16 protein-coding genes and 1 riboswitch are annotated in these 20873 nt (G+C 73.2%); of the genes, 4 read left to right on the plus strand and 12 right to left on the minus strand.

The features are described 5' to 3' along the window. The first annotated feature begins 330 nt into the window (after positions 1-330). Positions 331-1386 (plus strand): septation protein SepH, encoded by a 1056-nt coding sequence (gene sepH / locus ACH414_RS29385; RefSeq protein ID WP_382547274.1) that lies wholly within the window; start codon positions 331-333, stop codon positions 1384-1386. 116 nt (positions 1387-1502) lie between these two features. On the opposite strand, the gene ACH414_RS29390 is transcribed toward sepH, so the two are convergent. Then, positions 1503-2330, minus strand: a complete 828-nt coding sequence (locus tag ACH414_RS29390) for a sulfurtransferase (protein ID WP_382547277.1) — start codon at positions 2328-2330, stop codon at positions 1503-1505. A gap of 214 nt (positions 2331-2544) precedes the next feature. Here ACH414_RS29390 and ACH414_RS29395 point away from each other — a divergent pair, with 214 nt between their 5' ends. After that, entirely contained in the window at positions 2545-3324 is a 780-nt protein-coding gene (locus ACH414_RS29395; protein ID WP_382547280.1) for a VOC family protein, read from the plus strand. Positions 3325-3420: 96 nt separating this feature from the next. Here ACH414_RS29395 and ACH414_RS29400 read toward each other — a convergent pair whose 3' ends face one another. Genes ACH414_RS29400 through ACH414_RS29410 form a run of 3 tightly spaced genes read right to left on the minus strand, consistent with a single transcriptional unit; the run spans position 3421 to position 8499 of the window. Beyond that, positions 3421-4707 (minus strand): polysialyltransferase family glycosyltransferase, encoded by a 1287-nt coding sequence (locus ACH414_RS29400; RefSeq protein WP_398944072.1) that lies wholly within the window; start codon positions 4705-4707, stop codon positions 3421-3423. 2 nt (positions 4708-4709) lie between these two features. Next, a complete protein-coding gene (locus ACH414_RS29405) occupies positions 4710-5675 on the minus strand; it encodes a glycosyltransferase family 2 protein (protein WP_386568716.1) in 966 nt (321 codons plus the stop codon). 40 nt (positions 5676-5715) lie between these two features. After that, positions 5716-8499, minus strand: coding sequence for a YfhO family protein (locus ACH414_RS29410; protein WP_398944075.1), 2784 nt, complete (start codon positions 8497-8499; stop codon positions 5716-5718). A gap of 262 nt (positions 8500-8761) precedes the next feature. Here ACH414_RS29410 and ACH414_RS29415 point away from each other — a divergent pair, with 262 nt between their 5' ends. Further along, the gene (locus tag ACH414_RS29415) at positions 8762-9757 is read left to right on the plus strand and encodes a GlxA family transcriptional regulator (protein ID WP_398944077.1); all 996 of its coding nucleotides are present in this window, start codon (positions 8762-8764) and stop codon (positions 9755-9757) included. 16 nt (positions 9758-9773) lie between these two features. On the opposite strand, the gene ACH414_RS29420 is transcribed toward ACH414_RS29415, so the two are convergent. From ACH414_RS29420 to ACH414_RS29435, 4 genes are all read right to left on the minus strand, one after another. After that, complete coding sequence (locus ACH414_RS29420) at positions 9774-10421, minus strand: thymidine kinase (protein ID WP_382547294.1); 648 nt, start codon at positions 10419-10421, stop codon at positions 9774-9776. A 107-nt stretch (positions 10422-10528) separates the two neighbouring features. After that, on the minus strand, positions 10529-11734 hold the full coding sequence (locus tag ACH414_RS29425; RefSeq protein WP_398944079.1) for an alkaline phosphatase family protein: 1206 nt from the start codon (positions 11732-11734) through the stop codon (positions 10529-10531). Continuing rightward, the gene (locus ACH414_RS29430) at positions 11734-12327 is read right to left on the minus strand and encodes a DUF5998 family protein (RefSeq protein ID WP_382547299.1); all 594 of its coding nucleotides are present in this window, start codon (positions 12325-12327) and stop codon (positions 11734-11736) included. Before ACH414_RS29430 ends, ACH414_RS29425 begins: the two co-directional genes overlap by 1 nt. Before the next feature lie 75 nt (positions 12328-12402). Further along, positions 12403-15417: a GNAT family N-acetyltransferase gene (locus tag ACH414_RS29435; protein WP_398944081.1), complete on the minus strand. Its 3015-nt coding sequence runs from the start codon at positions 15415-15417 to the stop codon at positions 12403-12405. A gap of 186 nt (positions 15418-15603) precedes the next feature. On the opposite strand from ACH414_RS29435, the gene ACH414_RS29440 reads away from it, so the two are divergent. Continuing rightward, entirely contained in the window at positions 15604-15885 is a 282-nt protein-coding gene (locus ACH414_RS29440) for an HPr family phosphocarrier protein (RefSeq protein WP_128976898.1), read from the plus strand. Positions 15886-16078: 193 nt separating this feature from the next. Here ACH414_RS29440 and ACH414_RS29445 read toward each other — a convergent pair whose 3' ends face one another. The 4 genes from ACH414_RS29445 to ACH414_RS29460 all read right to left on the minus strand — a co-directional run bounded on the left by ACH414_RS29445 (position 16079) and on the right by ACH414_RS29460 (position 20801). Further along, a complete protein-coding gene (locus tag ACH414_RS29445; protein WP_382547304.1) occupies positions 16079-16762 on the minus strand; it encodes a GntR family transcriptional regulator in 684 nt (227 codons plus the stop codon). A 159-nt stretch (positions 16763-16921) separates the two neighbouring features. Then, positions 16922-17692: a M23 family metallopeptidase gene (locus ACH414_RS29450; protein ID WP_382547306.1), complete on the minus strand. Its 771-nt coding sequence runs from the start codon at positions 17690-17692 to the stop codon at positions 16922-16924. A 12-nt stretch (positions 17693-17704) separates the two neighbouring features. After that, positions 17705-17868: riboswitch (cyclic di-AMP (ydaO/yuaA leader) on the minus strand. A 201-nt stretch (positions 17869-18069) separates the two neighbouring features. Then, complete coding sequence (locus ACH414_RS29455; protein WP_382547539.1) at positions 18070-19437, minus strand: M16 family metallopeptidase; 1368 nt, start codon at positions 19435-19437, stop codon at positions 18070-18072. Between the two features lie 26 nt (positions 19438-19463). Then, on the minus strand, positions 19464-20801 hold the full coding sequence (locus ACH414_RS29460) for a M16 family metallopeptidase (protein WP_398944083.1): 1338 nt from the start codon (positions 20799-20801) through the stop codon (positions 19464-19466). Positions 20802-20873 lie beyond the last annotated feature (72 nt).

Raw genomic sequence — 20873 nt, forward strand, 5'->3', positions numbered from 1 at the left:
CAACTCCCGTACCCCCCGAGAAGTTGGGCGGCGCGCCGGTCCACCCAGGTGGCCCGAATGGAGTACTGTGGCGAACCCTGGGTCCGGATTCCCCCACGGGTGTCCGGAATCGACGGAAGGGGGCCGAAGGTGGCACTCGAACCGACGGCGCCACGGCACCGTACGGGCACCCGCGACACAGCGTGACGTTCGGTCACTCTGCGTCGCAAAAGGGTAACCGTGCCATAACGGCGTTCCAGGGTCCAGGCCCGACACGCCGGGCAACTCGGCAGGGTTGTGGCAGGCTGCACCCGGGCAGGCCACACTCGACTAGCGGAAGCAGCGACGCACGTGACGTCGGCAGGCACCACCCGGGAGGTTCCCATGCCCGAACTGCGTGTCGTGGCCGTCTCGAACGACGGCACACGACTGGTGCTGAAGGCTGCTGACAGCACGGAGTACACGCTTCCGATCGACGAGCGGCTGCGAGCCGCCGTGCGCAACGACCGCGCGCGGCTCGGCCAGATCGAGATCGAGGTGGAGAGCCACCTCCGCCCCCGCGACATCCAGGCACGGATACGTGCGGGTGCGTCCGCGGAGGAGGTCGCACAGCTCGCCGGCATCCCCGTCGACCGGGTACGGCGCTTCGAGGGCCCCGTGCTCGCCGAGCGCGCGTTCATGGCCGAGCGGGCCCGCAAGACCCCCGTGCGCCGGCCCGGCGAGAACACCGGACCTCAGCTCGGCGAGGCGGTGCAGGAGCGGCTGCTGCTGCGCGGCGCCGAGAAGGACACCGTGCAGTGGGACTCCTGGCGCCGTGACGACGGCACCTGGGAGGTGCTGCTCGTCTACCGCGTCGCGGGCGAGGTGCACACGGCGAGCTGGACGTACGACCCGCCCCGGCGGCTCGTCCAGGCCGTCGACGACGAGGCGCGGGCGCTGATCGGCGAGACCGACGACACCCTCGCCGCGGTGCCGGAGCCGAGCTTCCCGTTCGTCCCGCGGATCGCCCGGCTGCCCCGGGACAGGCCGCTGGACCGCGCGCTCGACCGGCAGCTGGAGCGGGCGCCCGCGCCGGCTCCCGAACCGGAGGAGGAGCGCGACTCCCTGACCAGCCTCCTGGAGGCGGTCCCGAGCTTCCGCGGCGACATGGTCGTCCCCGAGCCGACCGACACCGAGCCCTCCGACGAGGTCGAGGCCGAGGAGCCGCCGGCTCCCGCCGCCTCCGCCGGGGCCGGCTCGGCCTACGCGGACGTGCTGATGCCCCGCGCGGTCTCGGGCCACCGCGACCGCCTCACCGGCACCACCGACCGCCAGGCGGAAGCGGACGGCGTCCGTCCCGGCCGCCGTGCGGCGGTGCCGAGCTGGGACGAGATCGTCTTCGGCACACGGAGGAAGAAGCAGGACTGACGCTTCCCGTATGAGGAAGGGGCCCGCGCCGTCGAACGGCGCGGGCCCCTTCCTCATACGGCGTACCGGCTACGGCGTACCGGCTACCGGCCATCCGGGTTCAGCCATCGCTCCGGCTACTGCGGGTCCGGGCCCGTGGCCACCGGGCGGGACGGGTCGGAAGACCACTCGGACCAGGAGCCGGCGTAGAGGGCGGCGCGGAATCCCGCGATCTCCAGGGCGAGGACCTCGTGGGCGCCGGAGACGCCCGAGCCGCAGTAGACCGCGAGCTCGGGGGCCTCGGCAGCGCCCAGGGCGGCGAAACGGGCCGCGAGGGCCTCCGCGGGCAGGAAACGCCCGTCCGCGTCCACGTTCTCCGTCGTCGGGGCCGAGACCGCCCCCGGGATGTGACCGCCGACCCGGTCGATCGGCTCGACGTCGCCCCGGTAGCGCTCCGCGGCCCGCGCGTCGAGCAGCAGGCCCGAGCGGGCCAGGGACGCCGCGGCGTCCGCGTCGAGCAGCCCGAGGGCCCCCGGTGCCGGCGTGAAGTCACCGGGCTCGGGAGCCGGGGTGTCCTTCGAGAGCTCCCCCGTCCAGGCGGCCAGGCCGCCGTCCAGGACCCGGACGTCCGGGTGGCCCGCCCAGCGCAGCAGCCACCACGCGCGGGCGGCACCCCAGCCGAGACCGCCGTCGTAGACGACGACGGGGCGGTCACCCGAGACACCCGCGCGGCGCATGACGGCGCCGAAGGCGGCGACGTCCGGCAGCGGGTGCCGGCCGCCGCTTCCGGGCGGGCCCGCGAGTTCGGCGTCCAGGTCCACGTACACGGCTCCGGGGATGTGGCCGGCCTCGTACTCGGGCCGCCCGGGCGGTCCGCCGAGCGTCCAGCGGACGTCCAGAAGGACCGGCGGCGTCGTCCCGGCCGACTCGCTCACGAGTTCGCTTGCGGAGATGATGGGCTTCATGGGTGCCATCCTCGCGCAGCCCGCCCCCTGAGAAAGGCCTCTCGGCACACCCGCCTCCGGGGCGCGCGGCACGCTTCGCGGTGCAACGATCTGCACGGAGGGCGCGACCGGTCCGCGTGTACGACGGGCGGACGGCGGGCAGGACCCCGCCGGGGAGCCACAGTGCGGCCCGCCGGCCCCACCTCGTACGGCTACTGGCGAGGAGACGAAGACGATGACCGAGGCGACTCGGCGCCCACCCGGTACACCCTGTTGGGTGAGCTTGATGGTGCATGGACTTGACGCGACGCAGGAGTTCTACGCGGCTCTGTTCGGCTGGGAGTTCGTGCCCGGCCCGCAGCAGCTCGGGCCCTACGTCCGCGCGCTGCTCGACGGCCGGGAGGTGGCCGGGATCGGCCAGCTGCCCCCGGACCGGCATCTGCCGGTCGCCTGGACCACGTATCTGGCCACCGACGACGCCGACGAAACGGCGGAGACCATCCGCTGTTGCGGCGGCACGGTCGCGGTCGGCCCGCTGGAGGCGGGCGAGGCCGGCCGCCTGGTGATCTGCTCCGACCCGGCGGGCGCCGTCTTCGGCGTCTGGCAGGCCGAGGCCCATCACGGGACGGCCACGGCCGGACCGCCCGGGACACCCGTCTGGAACGAGCTCCTGACGTACGAGACGGCCTCGGTCGGCAAGTTCTACCGGTCGATCTTCGGGTACGAGGTCGAGCCGGTCGTCTCGGCCGACTTCGACTACCTCACCCTGCACCTCGACGGCCGCCCGGTCGCCTCCCTGCACGGCGTGGGCACCGCGCTGCCCCGCGACCGGGGCGCTCACTGGATGACGTACTTCGAGGTCGACGACGTGGACGCGGCGGCCCGTCTCGTCGCCGAACTGGGCGGCCAGGTCCTGCGCCCGCCCCGCGAGGGCACCGCGGGACGCCTCGCCCTGGTCACGGACCCGGAGGGGGCGGTGTTCACGCTGGTGCGGTCGGCGGAGCGGAACGCCTAGTCCCCGCGCTGCCGGGCCGGGGCGGACGCCTAGGCCCCGCGCTCCCGGGCCGGGGACGGACGCCTAGGGCCCCCGCTGCCGGGCCGGGGCGGACGCCTAGGGCCGCACCGGCATCCGCACGTCCAACTCCACCAGGCGCTCCGGCGGGAAGTGGAGCGCGCCGGCCCCGCTCCCTTCGTGCTCCGACAGATAGCGGACCGCTTCCTCCCGGAGCCCGGGGTGGGCGGCGGGCCGCATGCAGTAGCCGACCGCGCGGACCAGCGGGGCGAGGTCCTCGGGTGCCGCCCCGGGAACGCGCGGTGCGGCACAGGTCTCCAGGTCGGGCAGGAGGTGGTGGACGACGGCCAGCGGGATGCGGTTGCTGTTCGGGTACGGGGTGAGGCGGGCGAGGACCGTCTCCGTGCCGACGCGGGCGACGGGCACGCCGTAGTAGACGGCCGCGGTCAACAGAGCGGTGGAGAAACACCCCACGACGAGGTTTGGCCGGCAGCGCTCGTAGAAGGTCTCGGCCAGCAGCGGGCCGTCCAGGACGGTGAGCGTGACTCCCGCGCGGGCGGCCTCTTCGTGCAGGGCCCGCGAGTAGCGCGCGGGGGCGGTCGGGTGCGGCTTGAAGACGATGCTGCGGTGCCCCGCGGCGGCGGCTCCGCGCAGCATCCGTCCGTGCAGCTCCTCCTCCTCGTCGGCGGTGAGGATGCCGAGGACGGCGAGGTACTGGCCGAGGATCAGGGCGGTGGGCTCGGCGGCGGCCGCGGCGGCGAGTCCGGCGTCGTCCTCCGCCGCCTCCGCGATCTCCCGCAGCACCGCCCGGAAGGCTCCGTCGGGGACGAGTTCGGAGCCGACCCCGTACTCGGTGAGCAGCAGCGGGCGCAGTCCCGGCACCAGGTCGAGGTGGAGGACGCGGTGGATGCGGCAGGCGAGGGACTGGGGCAGGTCGTCGCGGGTGGGGCCGTAGCTCATGAGCCCGTCGGCGTAGACCTGGAGGGTGCTCTCGGCGAAGACGGCGGCGAGCGCCTTGGCGGGGTTGACCTGGATCGACTCGACGACGACCTCGACGGTGGCGGTGCCGAGCCCCCAGGCGGTGCGGAGGACCCGCTGCCACAGGGGGGTCTCCTCGGGGCGGGGCGACCAGGTACCGGGGTGGTGCGGGTGGATGGTCTCGTTCCAGTCGGCGATCCGGTCGAAGCGGGCGGCGATCCGCTCGTAGCCGGTCATGGCGTCGAGGCGGAGGGCGGTCTCGGGGATCTCGGCGTTGTTCGAGACGAGCAGCAGGCGCCGCGCGTCGCCGGGGGCGCCGAACTGTCCGGCGTCGATCGCGGCGGCCACCGTGGCGGCCCCGTAGAGCGTCGACACCTGGAAGATCTGGACGCGGTCGGTGGTCGGCATGGTCAGGCGGGCCTTCCGGTGTCGCGCAGGCTCCTGAGGAGGGTGCTGCGGGGCGTGTCCATCGTCGCGAGGGTGTCGTCGAGGACCTGCTGGGGCATCCTGCGCAGGGCGTCGGTCACATCGCGTCGGAGCCGTTTGCCCACGGCCGACTCGTACTGGTCGGACTTCGCCATGTGGAAGGCGATCATCGCGCAGTAGGTGCGGACGGCCTTGGGCAGGAAGCGGTCGGCGTCGCGGTCGCGGGAGACCTCTTCGAGCAGCAGGTCGTAGGAGGGGATGAAGTCCAGTTGCCGGTTGTCGGTGATCTGCGTGAGCGAGGTCGTGACGCCGCGGCGGTAGAAGACCCCGTGCAGGGAAAGCGCCGCATAGGTACGGGCGTTGAGGTGGAGCCGCCAGATCCAGAGCCGGTCCTCCGCGGTGCGCAGTTTCGTCTCGAATCGCGAGGCGCCGTTCTGGAAGAGACGTGCGCTGTAGATGCCGAAGGGGACGAACGGGTAATCGACCATCGTCACCATGCTGGCGGGCGCGATTCCGTCCCTGGGGTCCATCACGGCGTCGCGCGTCTTCGCCGGCGCGTAGCGGATCTCGCGTTTCGCCGCGGTCGACAGGACGTGGTCGGTACGGGCGAAGTCGCAGCCCAGACGGTGGATCCCGGCCGTCATGGCGGCCAGGTGGCCGGGGGCGTACCAGTCGTCGCCGTCGAGGAAGGTGAGGTAGTCGCCGGTGGCCGCGTCGATTCCGGTGTTGCGCGCCTGGGCGACGCCGAGATTCGTCTCGTGGCGGATGACCCTGGCCTGCGGAATGCGGTCCTTCCAACGGTCGAGGAGATCGGGCGTCTCGTCCGTGGAATGGTCGTCGACCAGCAGGAACTCCGTGTCTGCGTCCGCATTGTCCGCGAGGCTGCGCAGGGTGTCGGAGGCGTAGGGCCCGACATTGTGGAAGGGCACGACGACGGACAGTTTCGGCACTCGGGGATCCCCAACTCGCTCATCGGTACTGGCGGGCAGATTAGACAGCGCTCTTCTCGGCTGAACGAGCCGGGCGTGCACGGGCGGTGAACTCTTGCCGTCCTGCGGGTGCCCGGCCGCGACGCCGATGGAGCCAGGCGGTGGCCAGGAGCGCGGCGAGGGCCGTCGCGCCGACGGCGCCGCCCAGCTTGATGCCGGGCGGCCGGAAGGAGCAGGTCACCGAGGTGGCCCGGCCGTCGAGGGGGACGGCGACGAGACCGAGGCGGCTGCGGGCGGGTGCCAGGGGCGCGTCGCCGGCGGCGCAGCGCCAGCCGGAGACGCGGGGCACGGCGAGGACGGCGGTGCCGGTGCTGCCGGGCGGCAGCTCGGCGGTGAGGGTGTGGCCGGTGGTGCGGACGGCGGTCGCACCGGTGGCGGTGAGCTGCCGTACGGCGGCGGTGAGGCGTTCCTGGACCAGGCAGCCGACGGGATGCTCGGGCAGCTTGAGACGCGGCCTGGCGCCGGCTTGGGGGCCCGCCTTGGGGCTTGCCGTGGAGCTTGCCTTGGAGCTCGCCTTCGGGCTCGCCTCGGAGCTCGCCTTGGGGCTTGCCTCGGAGCTCGCCGTGGGGCTCGCCTTGGGGCTTGCCTCGGAGCTCACCTTGGGGCTTGCCTTGGGTTGCACGGCGATCCGTAGCGTGCCGGTGTCCGGAACGGTGCCGAGCGGCTGCATGGGGGCGAGCACGGAGGGCAGCTTGCCCGCGAACTCGACGGGCGGGCGCCCTTCGAGGGCGGCGCTGCCCTGGAACTCGGGCGCCCAGAACCAGACCTGCGAGCCGGCGGGGCAGCGCGCGGTGAGCGTGGCGCCGTCCAGCGGCGCGTCCGGGACGTCGTACACGCGATGCCCGAGCAGCCGTTCCTGGCGCCCGAAGGCGGAGTCGGCGCCGTCGTTCTTCGGCGGCGTCTCGGGGTGGACGGTGACGAGCGGCGGCACGGGGCTGTCGGTGACGGTGATCGCGGCCCGGGGCTGCCGGTCGACGGCGAGGGGGGCCTCGGGGGTGGAGCGCATCCGGGTGCCGATGGAGAAGATCGCGTCGGTGACCGGGTTGTCGAGGCTGACGGGGTGCCGGCCCTTGGCGTAGTAGCCGAAGCCGAGGCCCGCGAGGGTGCGGGAGTAGGTGTCGGCGGTGAGGCTGCTGTAGTAGTCGGCGCCCTCGCCGCCCACGAGGAGGACGTCGTTGCCTCCGGGGACCTCGCCCGGATCGGTGCGGTGCCGCGGCCAGGCGTCCTTCTCCGCGACGGCGCGGGTCATGTCGGTGTGCCAGGGGCCGATCCGGGGCGCCCAGGAGACCTTGGCGAGCTGCTGTTCCTCGATGCGCTTGCCGGTGACGAGGGTCTCCCCCGCCTGGGCGGCGAGGAGCAGCACCACGGCGAGGACGGGGAGCGCCCTTCCGGTGCGGTGGCGGCCGGCGAGCAGGGCGGCGACGGCGGCGAGCACGGCCAGGGCGGCGGCCGCGGCGACGGCGGGGTAGGTCCAGCGGTCGATGTCCGCGCTGCCGCGGGCCGCCCAGGCGGCGCCCGCGAGCAGCGCACCACCGCCGAGGAGCGCCGCCGGCCGTGGCAGCCCCTGGGCCGTGGACAGCCAGGCGGCGATGAGGAGCAGCCCGCAGAGGACGAAGGTCTGGCGGTACGGGATGCCGTTGGGGGAGGCGCCTGCGTGCCAGAGCAGATGGGTCGGCTCCCACTGCAGGGACAGCGCGACCAGCACGATCGCCGCGGTCCACCCGGTCCGTACGCGGGCCCCGACGGCACGGTTGAAGGGCAGCGTGAGGGCGAGCGCCAGGGCGGGCGTGCCGATGAAGAGCGCCGGGGTGGCGACGCTCGCCGTGGCAGGCAGGAGGCGGGCGAGGACGTCGGTCCAGGCGGCGGGGGTGAAGGCGGTGGGCGGAGTCGGGTCCGCCGTCCGGGTCGCGAGGAAGATGACGAGAACGAGCGGGGCGGCGAGCCCGATGCCGATGAGGACGCTGCGGGCTGCTCTCAGCAGGGCGGCGAGCCGGGGACGGCGGGCGCTGCCGGTGCCCCCGGTGGTCCTGAGGGCGGTCCCGGCGGGGTCGGTGGTCCCGGCGGGGTCGGTGGTGGCGGCGGGGTCGGTGGTCCCGGCGGGGTCGGTGGTCAGGAGGCGGACGGCGAGGACGACGGCGGCGCCGATGGTCGCCATGTAGGCGGTGTAGAAGTTGGCGAACCAGGCGAGGGCGACGACCAGCGGACCGAGGACCGGTCGGCGCCCGTCGCGGGCCCACTCCCCCACGAGGCAGAGCAGCGGGAAGGCGACCAGGCCGTCCAGCCACATCGGCACGGTGGCGCCGTAGTTGAACGTCCAGCCGGAGAGGGCGTAGGCGGTGCCGAGGACCGTCGCCACCGGCCAGGGCCCGCGGCGCAGGATCAGCAGCAGGGCGGCCATCGCCGCCGCCGCGGTGGCGATCTTGGCGGCGGTGATGACGTACAGGGCGAGTTCGGGCCGGTCGGCCGGGAAGAGGACGACGAGCAGATCGAAGGGACTGCTCAGGTAGGTGCCGAAGTCGCCGAGGAAGTTGGAACCGAAACCCGATGTCCAATTGAGGAAGAGGTCACCGTGGGTCTGACCCACGATCAGCTTCCTCCAGTACGCGTGGAACGGCAGGTACTGCTGGCCCAGGTCCACGATGTTGCGGGTCCTGGATCCGAACGGGTAGCTGCCGGCGAGCGCTCCGGCCAGGCAGAAGAGCAGACCGGTGAGCAGGCCCGCACCCGCCGCAGCCCGCAGCCTCAGCCGGGACGGGGAGGACACGGTCTCGGCAGCGGGTGGCACACGTCCTCCAGGAGCGGTTCGGCCGGCGATCACGGCAGTCACGGCGATCACGGCAGTCACAGCGGTCACGGCGGTCACGGCGGTCACGGCGGTCTGATCGTCGTAGAAGGGCATTACCGCCGAGTCTTGCGACCCCAGCCCGAGCGGGAGGAGGTCCCCGGGCGCACCTCAGGTGAACAGCCCGTGCGAGGTGTCGTTCACGTCCCCTAACATGCAGATCCGGACATCACCCTGCATGTGCGCACCCCGGGGCGGAGAACTCATGAGCGGCACCGTCGGACGCCTCGTCGTCATCGTCCTCTTCGAGGGCGTCGACCTGCTCGACGTGACCGGTCCGCCGGAGGTCTTCGCCCTCCTGCGGCGCGAGACGGACGAGGCGACGGGCTATCAGGTGCTGCTCGCCGCCGGGACGATGGACCCCGTGACCACCTCGGCGGGGGTGCGGGTCCTCCCGGACGTCACCTTCGAGGAGGTGGCCGAGCGCCCCATCGACACCCTCCTGGTGCCGGGAGCCGTCGAGGTGGACGACCGGCGCCGGGTCCACGCCCTGGTCGACCCCGAGGTCGTCGGATGGGTGCGCAAGCTCGCCGAGCGCACCCGGCGGGTGACCTCGGTCTGCGTCGGGGCGCACATCCTCGCGGCGGCCGGGCTCCTCGACGGCAGGCGCGCCACCACCCACTGGTCGACCGCGCAGCAGCTGGCCGCCGACCATCCCGCGGTCGAGGTCGACGCCGACCCGATCTTCATCCGCGACGGCGACGTGTGGACGGGGGCGGGCATCAGCTCCTGCCTCGACCTGGCGCTGGCCCTGGTCGCCGACGACTTCGGCGAGACGACGGCGCTGCGGGTCGCCCGCCAGCTCGTGATGTACCTCAAGCGGCCCAGCGGGCAGAGCCAGTTCAGCGTGCCCCTCGAACCCGTCTCCACCACCCGCCGGATCGAGGACCTGAGGCACTACATCACCCGCAACATCAGCGGGCCGCTCACCCTCGCGGAGCTCGCCGCGAGCGCCCACATCAGCGAGCGGCAGCTGACCCGGATCTTCAAGGCCGAGCTCGGCATGACCCCGAGCGCCTACATCGAGTCGGCGCGCGTCGAGCGGGCGCGCAACCAGCTGGAGTCCACCGACGCGACCCTCGAACGGATCACGACCCTCTGCGGGTTCGGCACGACGGACACCCTGATCCGGGCGTTCCGCCGGCGCCTCGACACGACGCCCATGGAGTACCGACGCCGCTTCCGGGCCGTCCCCGACTGACTCCCGTGCGGGCGGTTCAGCTCTGCGGGACCGGCAGGACGTCCGGGGAGAGGGCGGCCGCGCGGGCGGAGGCGGCCGTCATCCGGCGCCGGTGGTGGCGGCGGCACAGCACCTCGTAGCCGACCTCGTCCCCCGCGTTCACATCGCCGACCACGACCTGGGCGCCCTCGACGACCATCTCGCCGCCGACGGTGCGGGCGTTGTGGGTGGCGCGGGCGCCGCACCAGCACAGGGCCTCGACCTGGAGCACCTCGACCCGGTCGGCGAGCTCGACGAGCCGCTGCGAGCCGGGGAAGAGCTTCGACCGGAAGTCGGTGGTGATGCCGAAGGCGAAGACGTCGAGTTCGAGGTCGTCGACGACCCGGGCGAGCTGGTCGATCTGCTCCGGCGCGAGGAACTGCGCCTCGTCGGCGATGACGTAGTCACAGCGCCCGCCCTTCGACAGATGGGCGACCAGATACGCGTAGAAGTCGAAGCCCTCCGCGGCCTCGACGGCGTCGGTGACGAGACCGAGCCGGGAGGAGAGCTTGCCCGCGCCCGCTCGGTCGTCCCGGGTGAAGATCATGCCCTGGAGTCCGCGGGCGGACCGGTTGTGCTCGATCTGAAGAGCGAGGGTGCTCTTTCCGCAGTCCATCGTTCCGGAGAAGAACACCAGCTCGGGCATGGGAGGTCGGGGACCTTTCGGGTCGGAGGGAAACGGCGGGGACGGAAGGGGACGGCGGGGGCGGCGGGGACGCGGGACACGGTGCCCGGGGGGCTGCGCCCGACGACTCAGGAGCGTACTTCGAGCAGCGGCACGAGTTGCTCCGCCGCGGTCATCGACCCGTGCATGCCCACCATGGCGGACTCGTTCGGCTCGTTGACGGAGGCCGTGATGGCGAGGTCGTCCTGGGCGGCGGCGACCACGTCGCCGATGCGCCCGTACACCCGCTCGTCGACCCGGTCGCCGAACCAGCCGAGCGCGATGGCCTCGTCCCGGCTCGCCACCCAGAACCGGTCGCCGAGGACCTCGCTCCAGCAGGTGAGGACGTCCGACGCGGCGCCGGGGACGGCGTAGACGTGCCGGGCGCGGCCCTCGCCGCCGAGGAGGGCGACGCCTGCGCGCAGCTCCCAGTCCTCGTCGAAGTCGATCCGGTGGTCCTCGTCGAAGGGGATGTCGACCATGCCGTGGTCGGCGGTGACGTACAGCGCCGAGCGGGGCGGGAGCTGCTCGGCGAGGCGCTGGACCAGCCGGTCGACGAACATCAGCTGGCCGCGCCAGGCGTCGGAGGCGATGCCGAAGCGGTGTCCGGCGCCGTCGAGCTCGCTGTAGTACGTGTAGACGAGCGAGCGGTCGCCGGCGGCCAGCTGCTCGGCGGCGAAGTCCATCCGCTCCTCGCCCGAGAGCCTGCCGTGAAACGTTCCGCCGCTCAGTGCGATCTTGGTGAGCGGGGTGTCCTGGAATATCGGCGAGGAGACCTGGGCGGTGTGGATGCCGGCGTCGTGGGCGAGCTGGAAGACCGTGGGGTACGGCTGCCAGGCGCGCGGCGGGGTCCAGGGCTTCCAGCGGAGCTGGTTCATCAGCTCGCCGGTCTCGGGGTTGCGCACCGTGTAGCCGGGCAGGCCGTGGGCGCCGGGGAACCGGCCGGTGCCGACCGAGGCGAGCGAGGTCGCCGTGGTGGCCGGGAAGCCCGCGGTGAGCGGGCGGCCGGTGCCGCCGCGGGAGCTCGCCAGCAGGGAGGTCAGATAGGGGGCCTCGTCGGGGTGGGCCTTGATCTGCTCCCAGCCGAGCCCGTCGATGAGGAAGACGCAGTTGCGGTCGGCGGGGGCGAGCTCGGCGATCCGGGCGTCGCAGTCGGTGACGCCCTGTCCGGCGACGAGCGTCGGGAGCAGGTCGCCGAGGGAGCCGCTGCCGTATTCGGGGAGCGGTGCGGTGGCGGGGTCCAGCGGGACGGGTTCGTCCGGCCACCCCTGGGCGACGGCGGCGGGCTGGACCATCAGCGGGTGACCGCGGTGGCCGCGGTGGCTTCGGAGAGCGCCTGGGCGAAGGCGAGGGTCTGGCGGACGGTGTCCGGGCCGTCGCCGGCGTCGCTCACCCTGAGGCTGAGGTCGTCGGCGGTGGCGTTGCCCGTGTAGCCGTGGTCGGCGTCACAGTTGGGGTCGCCGCAGGCGGCGGGTTCCAGGTCGATGCGGGAGACGGCGCCCCAGCCGATGGTGAGGACGACCTCGCGGGGCAGCGTGCCCGGGGTGTACGACTCCGGGTTGGCGACGACGCGGCTGACGACGATCGAGGAGATCCGGTCGAGCTTCACGGACTCGGTGGAGGTCGTGGCGTACGGCGTCGGCGAGCTGGTGTCGGCGGCCTGCTCGTCGGTGTGGCTGACGATGAAGCGGTTGGCCGTCAGGACCAGGACGGTGACGTGGCGACGGACCTCGTTGGCGTCGAAGGTGGTCTCCTGGTGCACCACGTACGACGAGACGGCCTCGCCGCCTACGGCGGACTCCACCGCCTCGGCCACGAGGGCCGGGTAGTAGCCGCTGCGCTCGATCGCCGCGCGCAGCCCCTGGGTCGTCGTACCGGTCTTTGCCATGGACTCCATCCTACGGGGCTGCGGGCCCCCCTCCCGCCCTCCCGCGGGGCTCGTCGGCTCGGTCATCGGGCGCTCCTAGTAGCTCGGGAGGCGGCGCGGGCCGAGGTCCGTGCGGGGCGGGGGCGGCGCGAGGCGGACGGTCGCGCCGAGGACGGAGAGTCCGCGGGGGGCGACGACGACGGGTTCGAGGGAGATGGCGACCACCTCGGGGTGGTCGTCGACCAACCGGGAGACCCTCAGCAGCAGCTCTTCGAGGGCCGGGGTGTCGACGGGGGCGGAGCCGCGCCAGCCGAACAGGAGCGGCGCGGTGCGGATGGAGCGGACGAGCTCGGCGGCGTCCCGGTCGGTGGCGGGGACGAGCCGGTGGGACATGTCGCCGAGGAGCTCGGAGGCGGCCCCGGCCAGGCCGAAGGAGAGGACTGCGCCGACGGCGGGGTCGATGGCGGAGCGCACGACGGTGTCGACCCCGCGCGGGACCATGGCCTGGACGACCGGCTGGAGCTCCTCGGGCTTGCCGAGGGTCTCGGTGAGCTCGGCGTACGCGGTGCGGAGCTGCTGCTCGGTCGCCAGGTCGAGCCGTACGCCGCCGAGGTCGGGGCGGTGGCGCAGGTGCGGTGCCGTGGTCTTGAGGGCGACGGGGAAGCCGAGCCGGGCGGCGGCGCGGACGGCCTCGTCGGGGGTGGGGGCGGGGAGCGTCGGCAGGACGTCGATCCCGTACCGGCCGAGCAGCCCGAGGGTGTCCTCGACGCCGAGGGTCACTCCGCGCGTGTCGGCGCCCTCCTGGCCGAGTGCCCGCTCGATGAGGGCGGCGGCCCCGTTCTCGTCGATGGTGTCGAACTCCGGCACCCGTCCCGGGTCGGCGGCGGCCTGCCGGCGCCACTGCGCGTAGCGCACGGACTCGGCGAGGGCCCGCACGGCCCGTTCGGCGGCGGGGTAGGCGGGGATGGCGCCGCCCGTGAACGGCTCCCCGGGCTCCCCCGGCTCCCCCGGTCCTCCCTGCTCCCCCGGTCCTCCTGGCTCCCTCGGCTCTCCCTCGGCGTGAGTCGCGGGGGCGGGCGGGGCCAGGGGCGCGGATACGGACGGGGACGCGGATACGGGTGGGGGCGCGGATACGGGTGGGGGCGCGGATACGGGTGTGGATCCAGGTGCGGACGCGGGCTTCGCCTCGGGCTCCCGGACCGTCTGCGTGGTCCGGCCCGGCGGCCGCGTGCGGGTGGCCTCCGCGAGGGCGTCGGCCAGGGCGCCCATCTCCACGTGGACGACGACCACCGGCTTGGCCGGGCCGGGGGCGGTCGCGACGGCGGAGCGGAGGGCGGCGGCCAGGACCTCGCCGTCGCCGGACTCGGTGGCGCCGTTCTCGCCGACCCAGGGAATGGCGGTGACGACCACGGCGTCGCAGGCGTCGTCCGCGAGGGCGGCAGCGAGCGCGCCGCGGAAGTCGGCGGGGGTGGCGGCGGTCGTCAGGTCGAGGGGGCGCAGCGGGCGCAGGCCCTCGGTGAGACAGGCGTCGTAGGTGAGCAGCCCGAGGGACTCGGAGTTGCCGAGGATCGCGACGCGGGGTCCGGCCGGCAGGGGCTGGTCCGCGAGGAGGATGCCTGCGTCGACGAGTTCGGTCACGGTGTCGACGCGGATGACACCGGCCTGCCGCAGCAGGGCCGAGACCGTGGCGTGCGGGATGCGGGTGACCGGGACGCGGTGGCCGGGCGGGGCGCTGCCGCTGTGCCGGGCGCCCTTGACGACCACGACGGGCTTCACGGCGGCGGTGCGGCGGGCGAGCCGGGTGAACTTCCGCGGGTTTCCGATCGACTCCAGGTAGAGCAGGACGACGTCGGTCGCGGGGTCGTCGTACCAGTGCTGGAGGAGGTCGTTGCCGGAGACGTCGGCCCGGTTGCCCGCGGAGAGGAAGGAGGAGAGCCCGGCGCCGCGCCGGTGCAGCCCGGCGAGCAGGGCGATGCCGATGGCGCCGGACTGGGTGAAGAGCCCGATGCGGCCGGCGGCCGGCATCTGCGGGGCCAGCGAGGCGTTCAGCCGGACGGACTCGGCCGTATTGATGATCCCGAAGGCGTTCGGCCCGATGATCCTCATGCCGTACGAGCGGGCCTGGCGCACCAGCGCGCGCTGGCGCTCGCGCCCCTCCGCCCCGCTCTCCGCGTATCCGGCGGAGAGGACCACCAGGCCGCGCACGCCGTGCTCGCCGCAGTCGGCGACGGCCTCCGGGACGCGCTCGGCGGGGACGGCGACGACGGCGAGGTCGACCGCCTCGCCGATGCCGGCGACGCTGCGGAAGGCGGGGACGCCCTCCAGTTCGTGCCGCCCCTCCCCCAGGGCGCTGTTCACGGCGTGGACGCGGCCGGTGTACCCGGCGTCGAGGAGGTTGCGCAGGACGGTCCTGCCGACGCCGCCGGGGGCGCGGCCCACGCCGATCACGGCGACGGAGCCGGGGGCGAGGAGGCGCTGCACGGACCGGGCCTCGGCGCGCTGCTCGCGGGCGCGCTGGACGGCCAGCGAGCGGTCGGTGGGCTCGAGGTCGAGGTGGAGGCGGACGGATCCGTCCTCGAAGCTGCGCTTCTGGGTGTAGCCGGCGTCCGTGAAGACCTTGATCATCTTGGTGTTGGCGGGCAGCACCTCGGCGACGAACCGCCGGATGCCGCGCTCCCGCGCGACCGCCGCGATGTGCTCCAGGAGGGCGGAGGCGACGCCGCGTCCCTGGTGGGCGTCCTGGACGAGGAAGGCGACCTCGGCCTCGTCGGCCGGGGCCGAGGCGGGGCGGCCCTGGGCGTTGATCCGGTCGTAGCGCACGGTGGCGATGAACTCCCCGCCCACCGTGGCCGCGAGTCCCACCCGGTCCACGAAGTCGTGGTGGGTGAAGCGGTGCACGTCCTTGGCGGACAGGCGCGGGTAGGGCGCGAAGAAGCGGTAGTACTTCGACTCGTCCGAGACCTGCTCGTAGAAGCTGACCAGGCGCTCGGCGTCGGCGGCGGTGATGGGCCGGATGCGCGCGGTGCCGCCGTCACGGAGCACCACGTCCGCTTCCCAGTGATCGGGATACGCGTGCTCCGGCTGCTCCGACTGTTCCGACGCGCTCTGCATGGGGCAAGACTACGGCCGGGGTCCGACAGTGGCACCGGTCGCGCGGCGGGTGCCCGCCGGGCAAGGTAGGGAGCACCTCAGGGCGGGCCTTACGGCCGTGCGACTGGGGCCGAAGGTCGGCACGAGCATCTCGCGACCCGTGAGAGACTGGTCTAGACAACCGCTGAAAGTTGAAGGGCAACCACCATGGCTGAGCGCCGCGTCAACGTCGGCTGGGCCGAGGGCCTGCACGCCCGCCCCGCCTCCATCTTCGTCCGTGCCGCCACGGCCGCCGGCGTCCCCGTGACGATCGCCAAGGCCGAAGGCAACCCGGTCAACGCCGCGTCCATGCTCGCGGTGCTCGGCCTGGGCGCCCAGGGCGGCGAGGAGATCGTGCTCGCTTCGGACGCCGATGGCGCCGAGGCCGCGCTCGACCGCCTCGCGAAGCTGGTGGCCGAGGGTCTCGAGGAGCTCCCCGAGACCGTCTGACCCGTCTCCTCCCCGACGACGGATCACACGAAGGGCCGTATCCGCCGGAATTCCGGTGGGTGCGGCTCTTTGCATTTCCCGGCCGATACGGGCGCGCACCGGCGCGCCACGGAAGGGGAACCGAGGGAACGTCGAATTCGAGCAGCGCGAATTGCGCCTCCCCATTACCTTCCTCTTGTATACGGTGCCGGCGTTAATTCCGCGGACCCGCGGTGTTTACGACATGTTGCGAAACCCTCACACGCGCGCGCTCGGGCCGTTTCGGCCGGTACAGCGGCAGGGCGCGCTCGACGTGCAGCGCGGTCAGCGCGCGGGCCCGCTCGGCGTCGCCGCGCGCGACGGCGTCGACGATCGCGCCGCGCTCGGCCCAGGCCTCCACGGGCTTGCCGTCGGGCTCGACCGCGTACATCCAGGCGATCTTGTGCCGCAGCTGGGTGAGGAGCGCGGTGAGCGGCGGGCTGCCGGAGGCCTGGGCCAGGGTCTCGTGGAACCAGGCGCCCAGCGAGCGCAGATCCTCGCCCTGGCCGCTCCTGGCCCGCTCCTGCCCCAGCCTGACCAGGCCGCGCAGCACCTTGAGGTGGGCCTCGGTGCGGCGCTGGGCGGCCCGTGCGGCGCCCAGCGGCTCCAGCAGGGTCCGCACGTCGAGCAGGTCGGCCGCCTCCTGCTCGGTGGGCTCGGCGACATGGGCGCCGGCATGGCGGCGGGTGACCACGAAGCCCTCGGACTCCAGGGTGCGCAGGGCCTCGCGGACCGGGACGCGGGAGACCCCGTACCGACGGGCTAGCTGCTCCTCCGTCAGCCGGGCACCGCGTGGGAAGACCCCGGAGACGATGTCGTCCCGGATCGCCGTGCATACCGAGTGCGCGGGAACACGCATGTCCGACCTCCGTATTAATCCGCGCGAAACCCCGTCGAGTGGCGCCTGTTCGGCGACTCTATTGCAGGACGCCGGAATTTCCGATGCCGCCCGGTAATACAGGCATAAAAAAGAAGTCCCGGCTCGTTCGAGCCGGGACTTCTTCACAGGATTCACACGTCAGACGTTGACGCCCCGCGCGCGGAGGTAGCTGATCGGGTTGATGTCCGATCCGTACTCGGGGCTAGTGCGCGCCTCGAAGTGGAGGTGCGGGCCGGTGGAGTTGCCGGAGGAGCCGGAGACGCCGATCTGCTCGCCCGGGGTCACGTGCTGACCGACGTAGACGCCGATCGAGGAGAGGTGGCCGTACTGGGTGTACGTGCCGTCGTTCATCTTGATGACGATGTTGTTGCCGTACGCACCGCCCCAGCCGGCCTCGACGACGGTGCCGGAACCGACGGCGACGACGGTGCTGCCGTAGGCGGCGTGGAAGTCGATGCCGGAGTGGCTGCCGGAGGACCAGAGCGAGCCGCCGGTCTTGTAGCCGGTGGTCACGTACGAGCCGGCCACGGGGAGCTGGAAGGAGGCCAGGCGCTTGCGCTCGGCCTCGCGGGCGGCGCGCTCCTTGGCGGCACGGATCTCCTTGGCGCGGGCCTCGGCCTTGCGCTTCGCCTCGGCGGCTGCCTTGACCCGGGCGGCGGCCTCGACGGCCTCCTTCTCCTGGGCGGCGGCCTGGGCGTCGACCCGGTCGGCGAGGGACTCGGCGGTGACGACCTGCGTGAGGCCGGTGTCCTCGGGGGACGCGGGCTCCGTGTCGGCGGCGAGCGCCGGGGAGGCGAGGGTTCCGATGACGCCGGTGGTCGCCAGGGTCGCCACACCGGCGATACCCACGCCGCGACGCGCCAGTCGGCTCGGTCCACGATGCTTCCCGGTGGCACGGGTGAACGCCATGAAGTGGCTGATCCTTTCCTTCCCTCTCGCCTACCGGGTTAGCTGACGGGTTCGGAGCAGGAAGGTCTCCTACGGACCCCTCCGCACTGGCGAAGGCGTCCGATTCACCCCAGGGACTTCATATGGGTCCCCGGCTCCCCAGGCTCGCGCCTTCGGGGACTCGGCGATGACTGTCCGTTGCCGCGGATGCGGCGTAGTACAACGGGCGGACAGCCGGACCGACGCTAGGCCGATCTTCAGTCAATCGCCAAACAGACACGCGCGTTTGTAAGACATGCCACAGGGCATTAGGTATTAGTTATCGGCAATACGGACAAAAAGGAGAACCCCGACGAACCAGGTCGTCGGGGCCCCTCATTGGCGTGACAGCGGCTCAATCAGCCGGTCACGACCGTCACTTCACCGATGCCGAGGGCCCGCACGGGCTCCTCGATCTGCGACGCGTCACCGACGAGCACGGTCACGAGCCGGTCCACCGGGAAGGCGTTGACCACGGCCGCGGTCGCCTCCACGGTGCCCGTCTCGGCGAGCCGCGCGTACAACTGCGCCTGGTAGTCGTCCGGGAGATGCTGCTCGACCTGGTCGGCGAGGGTGCCCGCAACGGAGGCGGCCGTCTCGTACTTGAGCGGCGCGACCCCCACCAGGTTCTGCACGGCGACATCGCGCTCGGCGTCCGTGAGGCCCTCGGCGGCGAGGGTGCGCAGCACCTTCCACAGGTCGTCAAGTGCCGGACCGGTGTTGGGGGTGTCGACCGAGCCGCTGATGGCGAGCATCGACGCGCCGTTGCCCTGGCCGTCGGAGCGCAGCACCTGGCCGAAGGCCCGCACGCCGTAGGTGTAGCCCTTCTCCTCGCGCAGGACGCGGTCCAGCCGGGAGGTGAGGGTGCCGCCCAGGCAGTACGTGCCGAGCACCTGGGCCGGCCACACGCGGTCGTGCCGGTCGGCGCCCACGCGACCGATGAGCAGCTGCGTCTGGACGGCGCCCGGGCGGTCGACGATGACGACCCGGCCGGTGTCGTCGGCCGTGATGGGCTGCATCGGCCGCGGCTGTGCCGGGGTGCCGGTCCAGGCGCCCAGCGTCTCGGCGAGCACCTTGTCGAGGTCGACGTCGGTGAGGTCGCCGACGACCACGGCGGTGGCCGTGGAGGGCCGGACGTGCGCCTCGTAGAAGGCGCGGACCGCGGCGGCGTCGATCGCGGCGACGGTCTCCTCGGTGCCCTGGCGCGGCCGGGACATGCGCACGGACGCCGGGAACAGCTCCTTGGAGAACTGCTTGGCCGCGCGGCGGGCCGGGTTGGCCGTCTCGTGCGGGATCTCGTCGAGCCGGTTGCGCACCAGGCGCTCGACCTCGGACTCCTCGAACGCGGGGGCGATCAGGGCCTCGGCGAGCAGACCGAGAGCCTTGGGCAGCCGGGAGACCGGGACCTCGAGGGAGACCCGGACGCCCGGGTGGTCGGCGGCCGCGTCGAGGGTGGCGCCGCACCGCTCGAGCTCGGCGGCGAACTCCTCGGCGGTGTGCTGGTCGGTGCCCTCGGACAGCGCCCTCGCCATGATCGTGGCGACGCCGTCCAGGCCCTCGGGCTCGGCGTCCAGCGGGGCGTCGAGGGAGATCTCGACGGCCACCACCTGCTGGCCGGGGCGGTGGCAGCGCAGCACGGTCAGGCCGTTGTCCAGCGCGCCGCGCTCCGGGGCCGGGAAGGCCCAGGGCTTGGCCTGGCCCGGCCGGGGCTGCGGGTGGAAGGTCATGCTCGTCAAAGACGCGGCAGCGTCGGTCACTGGTCCGTTCCCTCTTCCTCGTCGCTGTCGGCGCTCACCGGCTCGTAGACCAGGACCGCGCGGTTGTCCGGGCGCAGCTTGGCCTTGGCGACCTCCTGCACCTCCTCGGCGCTGATGTCGAGGACCCGGTGCACGGCGGTCAGCGCCAGCTGGGGGTCGCCGAACAGCACCGCGTAACGGCACAGTTCGTCCGCGCGGCCGGCGACCGTGCCGAGCCGGTCGAGCCACTCGCGCTCCAACTGCGCCTGCGCGCGCTCCATCTCCTCGGGCGTCGGGCCCTCGGCGGCGAAGCGGGCCAGCTCGTCGTCGACGGCCGACTCGATCTGCGGCACCTCGACACCGCCGGAGGTCTTGACGTCCAGCCAGCCCAGCGAGGGCGCGCCGGCCAGCCGGAGCAGGCCGAAGCCGGCGGCGACGGCGGTGCGGTCGCGGCGGACCAGGCGGTTGTGGAGGCGGGAGGACTCGCCGCCGCCGAGGATCGTCAGGGCCAGGTCGGCGGCGTCGCACGCGCGGGTGCCGTCGTGCGGCAGCCGGTAGGCGGCCATCAGCGCGCGGGCCGGCACCTCCTCCTCGACGACCTCGCGCAGCTGCCCGCCGATGACCTCGGGCAGCTCGCCGGGACGCGGCTCGGGCTTGCCGTCGTGGCCGGGGATGGAGCCGAAGTACTTCTCCACCCAGGCGAGGGTCTGCGCCGGGTCGATGTCGCCGACGACCGAGAGGACCGCGTTGTTCGGCGCGTAGTACGTGCGGAAGAAGTTCCGCGCGTCCTCCAGGGTGGCGGCGTCCAGGTCGGCCATGGAGCCGATCGGGGTGTGGTGGTACGGGTGGCCCTCGGGGTACGCGAGGGCGGTCAGGCGCTCGAACGCGGTGCCGTAGGGCACGTTGTCGTAGCGCTGGCGGCGCTCGTTCTTGACGACGTCCCGCTGGTTCTCCATGGACTCGTCGTCCAGGGCCGCGAGCAGCGAGCCCATGCGGTCGGCCTCCAGCCAGAGGGCGAGCTCCAGCTGGTGCGCGGGCATGGTCTCGAAGTAGTTGGTGCGCTCGAAGCTGGTGGTGCCGTTGAGCGAGCCGCCGGCGCCCTGCACCAGCTCGAAGTGGCCGTTGCCGTGGACCTGCTTCGAGCCCTGGAACATCAGGTGCTCGAAGAGGTGGGCGAGACCCGTGCGGCCGGCGACCTCGTGGCGCGAGCCGACGTCGTACCAGAGGCAGACCGCGGCGACCGGGGTCAGGTGGTCCTCGGAGAGCACCACGCGCAGGCCGTTGGCCAGCCGGTGCTCGGTCGCTGTCAGGCCGCCGGAGCCGGCCTCGGCCGTGGCCGTGTGACCCATGGGCATGTACGTCCCTTCGATCGCGATGTGGAAAAGTCCTGCCACTGTATGCAAGCGCGCCGACACCTGGCGAAGTTC

The organism is Streptomyces sp. NPDC020422, from assembly GCF_044386705.1.
Taxonomy (GTDB): Bacteria; Actinomycetota; Actinomycetes; order Streptomycetales; family Streptomycetaceae; genus Streptomyces.

Bases quoted from the DNA above. Each gene is read 5' to 3' on its own strand.
- ACH414_RS29455 (WP_382547539.1), bottom strand. From the start codon at position 19,437: ATGACCTTCCACCCGCAGCCCCGGCCGGGCCAGGCCAAGCCCTGGGCC.
- ACH414_RS29425 (WP_398944079.1), bottom strand. From the start codon at position 11,734: ATGGTCCAGCCCGCCGCCGTCGCCCAGGGGTGGCCGGACGAACCCGTC.
- ACH414_RS29395 (WP_382547280.1), top strand. From the start codon at position 2,545: ATGACCGAGGCGACTCGGCGCCCACCCGGTACACCCTGTTGGGTGAGC.
- ACH414_RS29435 (WP_398944081.1), bottom strand. From the start codon at position 15,417: ATGCAGAGCGCGTCGGAACAGTCGGAGCAGCCGGAGCACGCGTATCCC.
- ACH414_RS29420 (WP_382547294.1), bottom strand. From the start codon at position 10,421: ATGCCCGAGCTGGTGTTCTTCTCCGGAACGATGGACTGCGGAAAGAGC.
- ACH414_RS29415 (WP_398944077.1), top strand. From the start codon at position 8,762: ATGAGCGGCACCGTCGGACGCCTCGTCGTCATCGTCCTCTTCGAGGGC.
- ACH414_RS29400 (WP_398944072.1), bottom strand. From the start codon at position 4,707: ATGCCGACCACCGACCGCGTCCAGATCTTCCAGGTGTCGACGCTCTAC.
- ACH414_RS29445 (WP_382547304.1), bottom strand. From the start codon at position 16,762: ATGCGTGTTCCCGCGCACTCGGTATGCACGGCGATCCGGGACGACATC.
- ACH414_RS29450 (WP_382547306.1), bottom strand. From the start codon at position 17,692: ATGGCGTTCACCCGTGCCACCGGGAAGCATCGTGGACCGAGCCGACTG.
- ACH414_RS29440 (WP_128976898.1), top strand. From the start codon at position 15,604: ATGGCTGAGCGCCGCGTCAACGTCGGCTGGGCCGAGGGCCTGCACGCC.
- ACH414_RS29390 (WP_382547277.1), bottom strand. From the start codon at position 2,330: ATGAAGCCCATCATCTCCGCAAGCGAACTCGTGAGCGAGTCGGCCGGG.
- ACH414_RS29460 (WP_398944083.1), bottom strand. From the start codon at position 20,801: ATGCCCATGGGTCACACGGCCACGGCCGAGGCCGGCTCCGGCGGCCTG.
- ACH414_RS29430 (WP_382547299.1), bottom strand. From the start codon at position 12,327: ATGGCAAAGACCGGTACGACGACCCAGGGGCTGCGCGCGGCGATCGAG.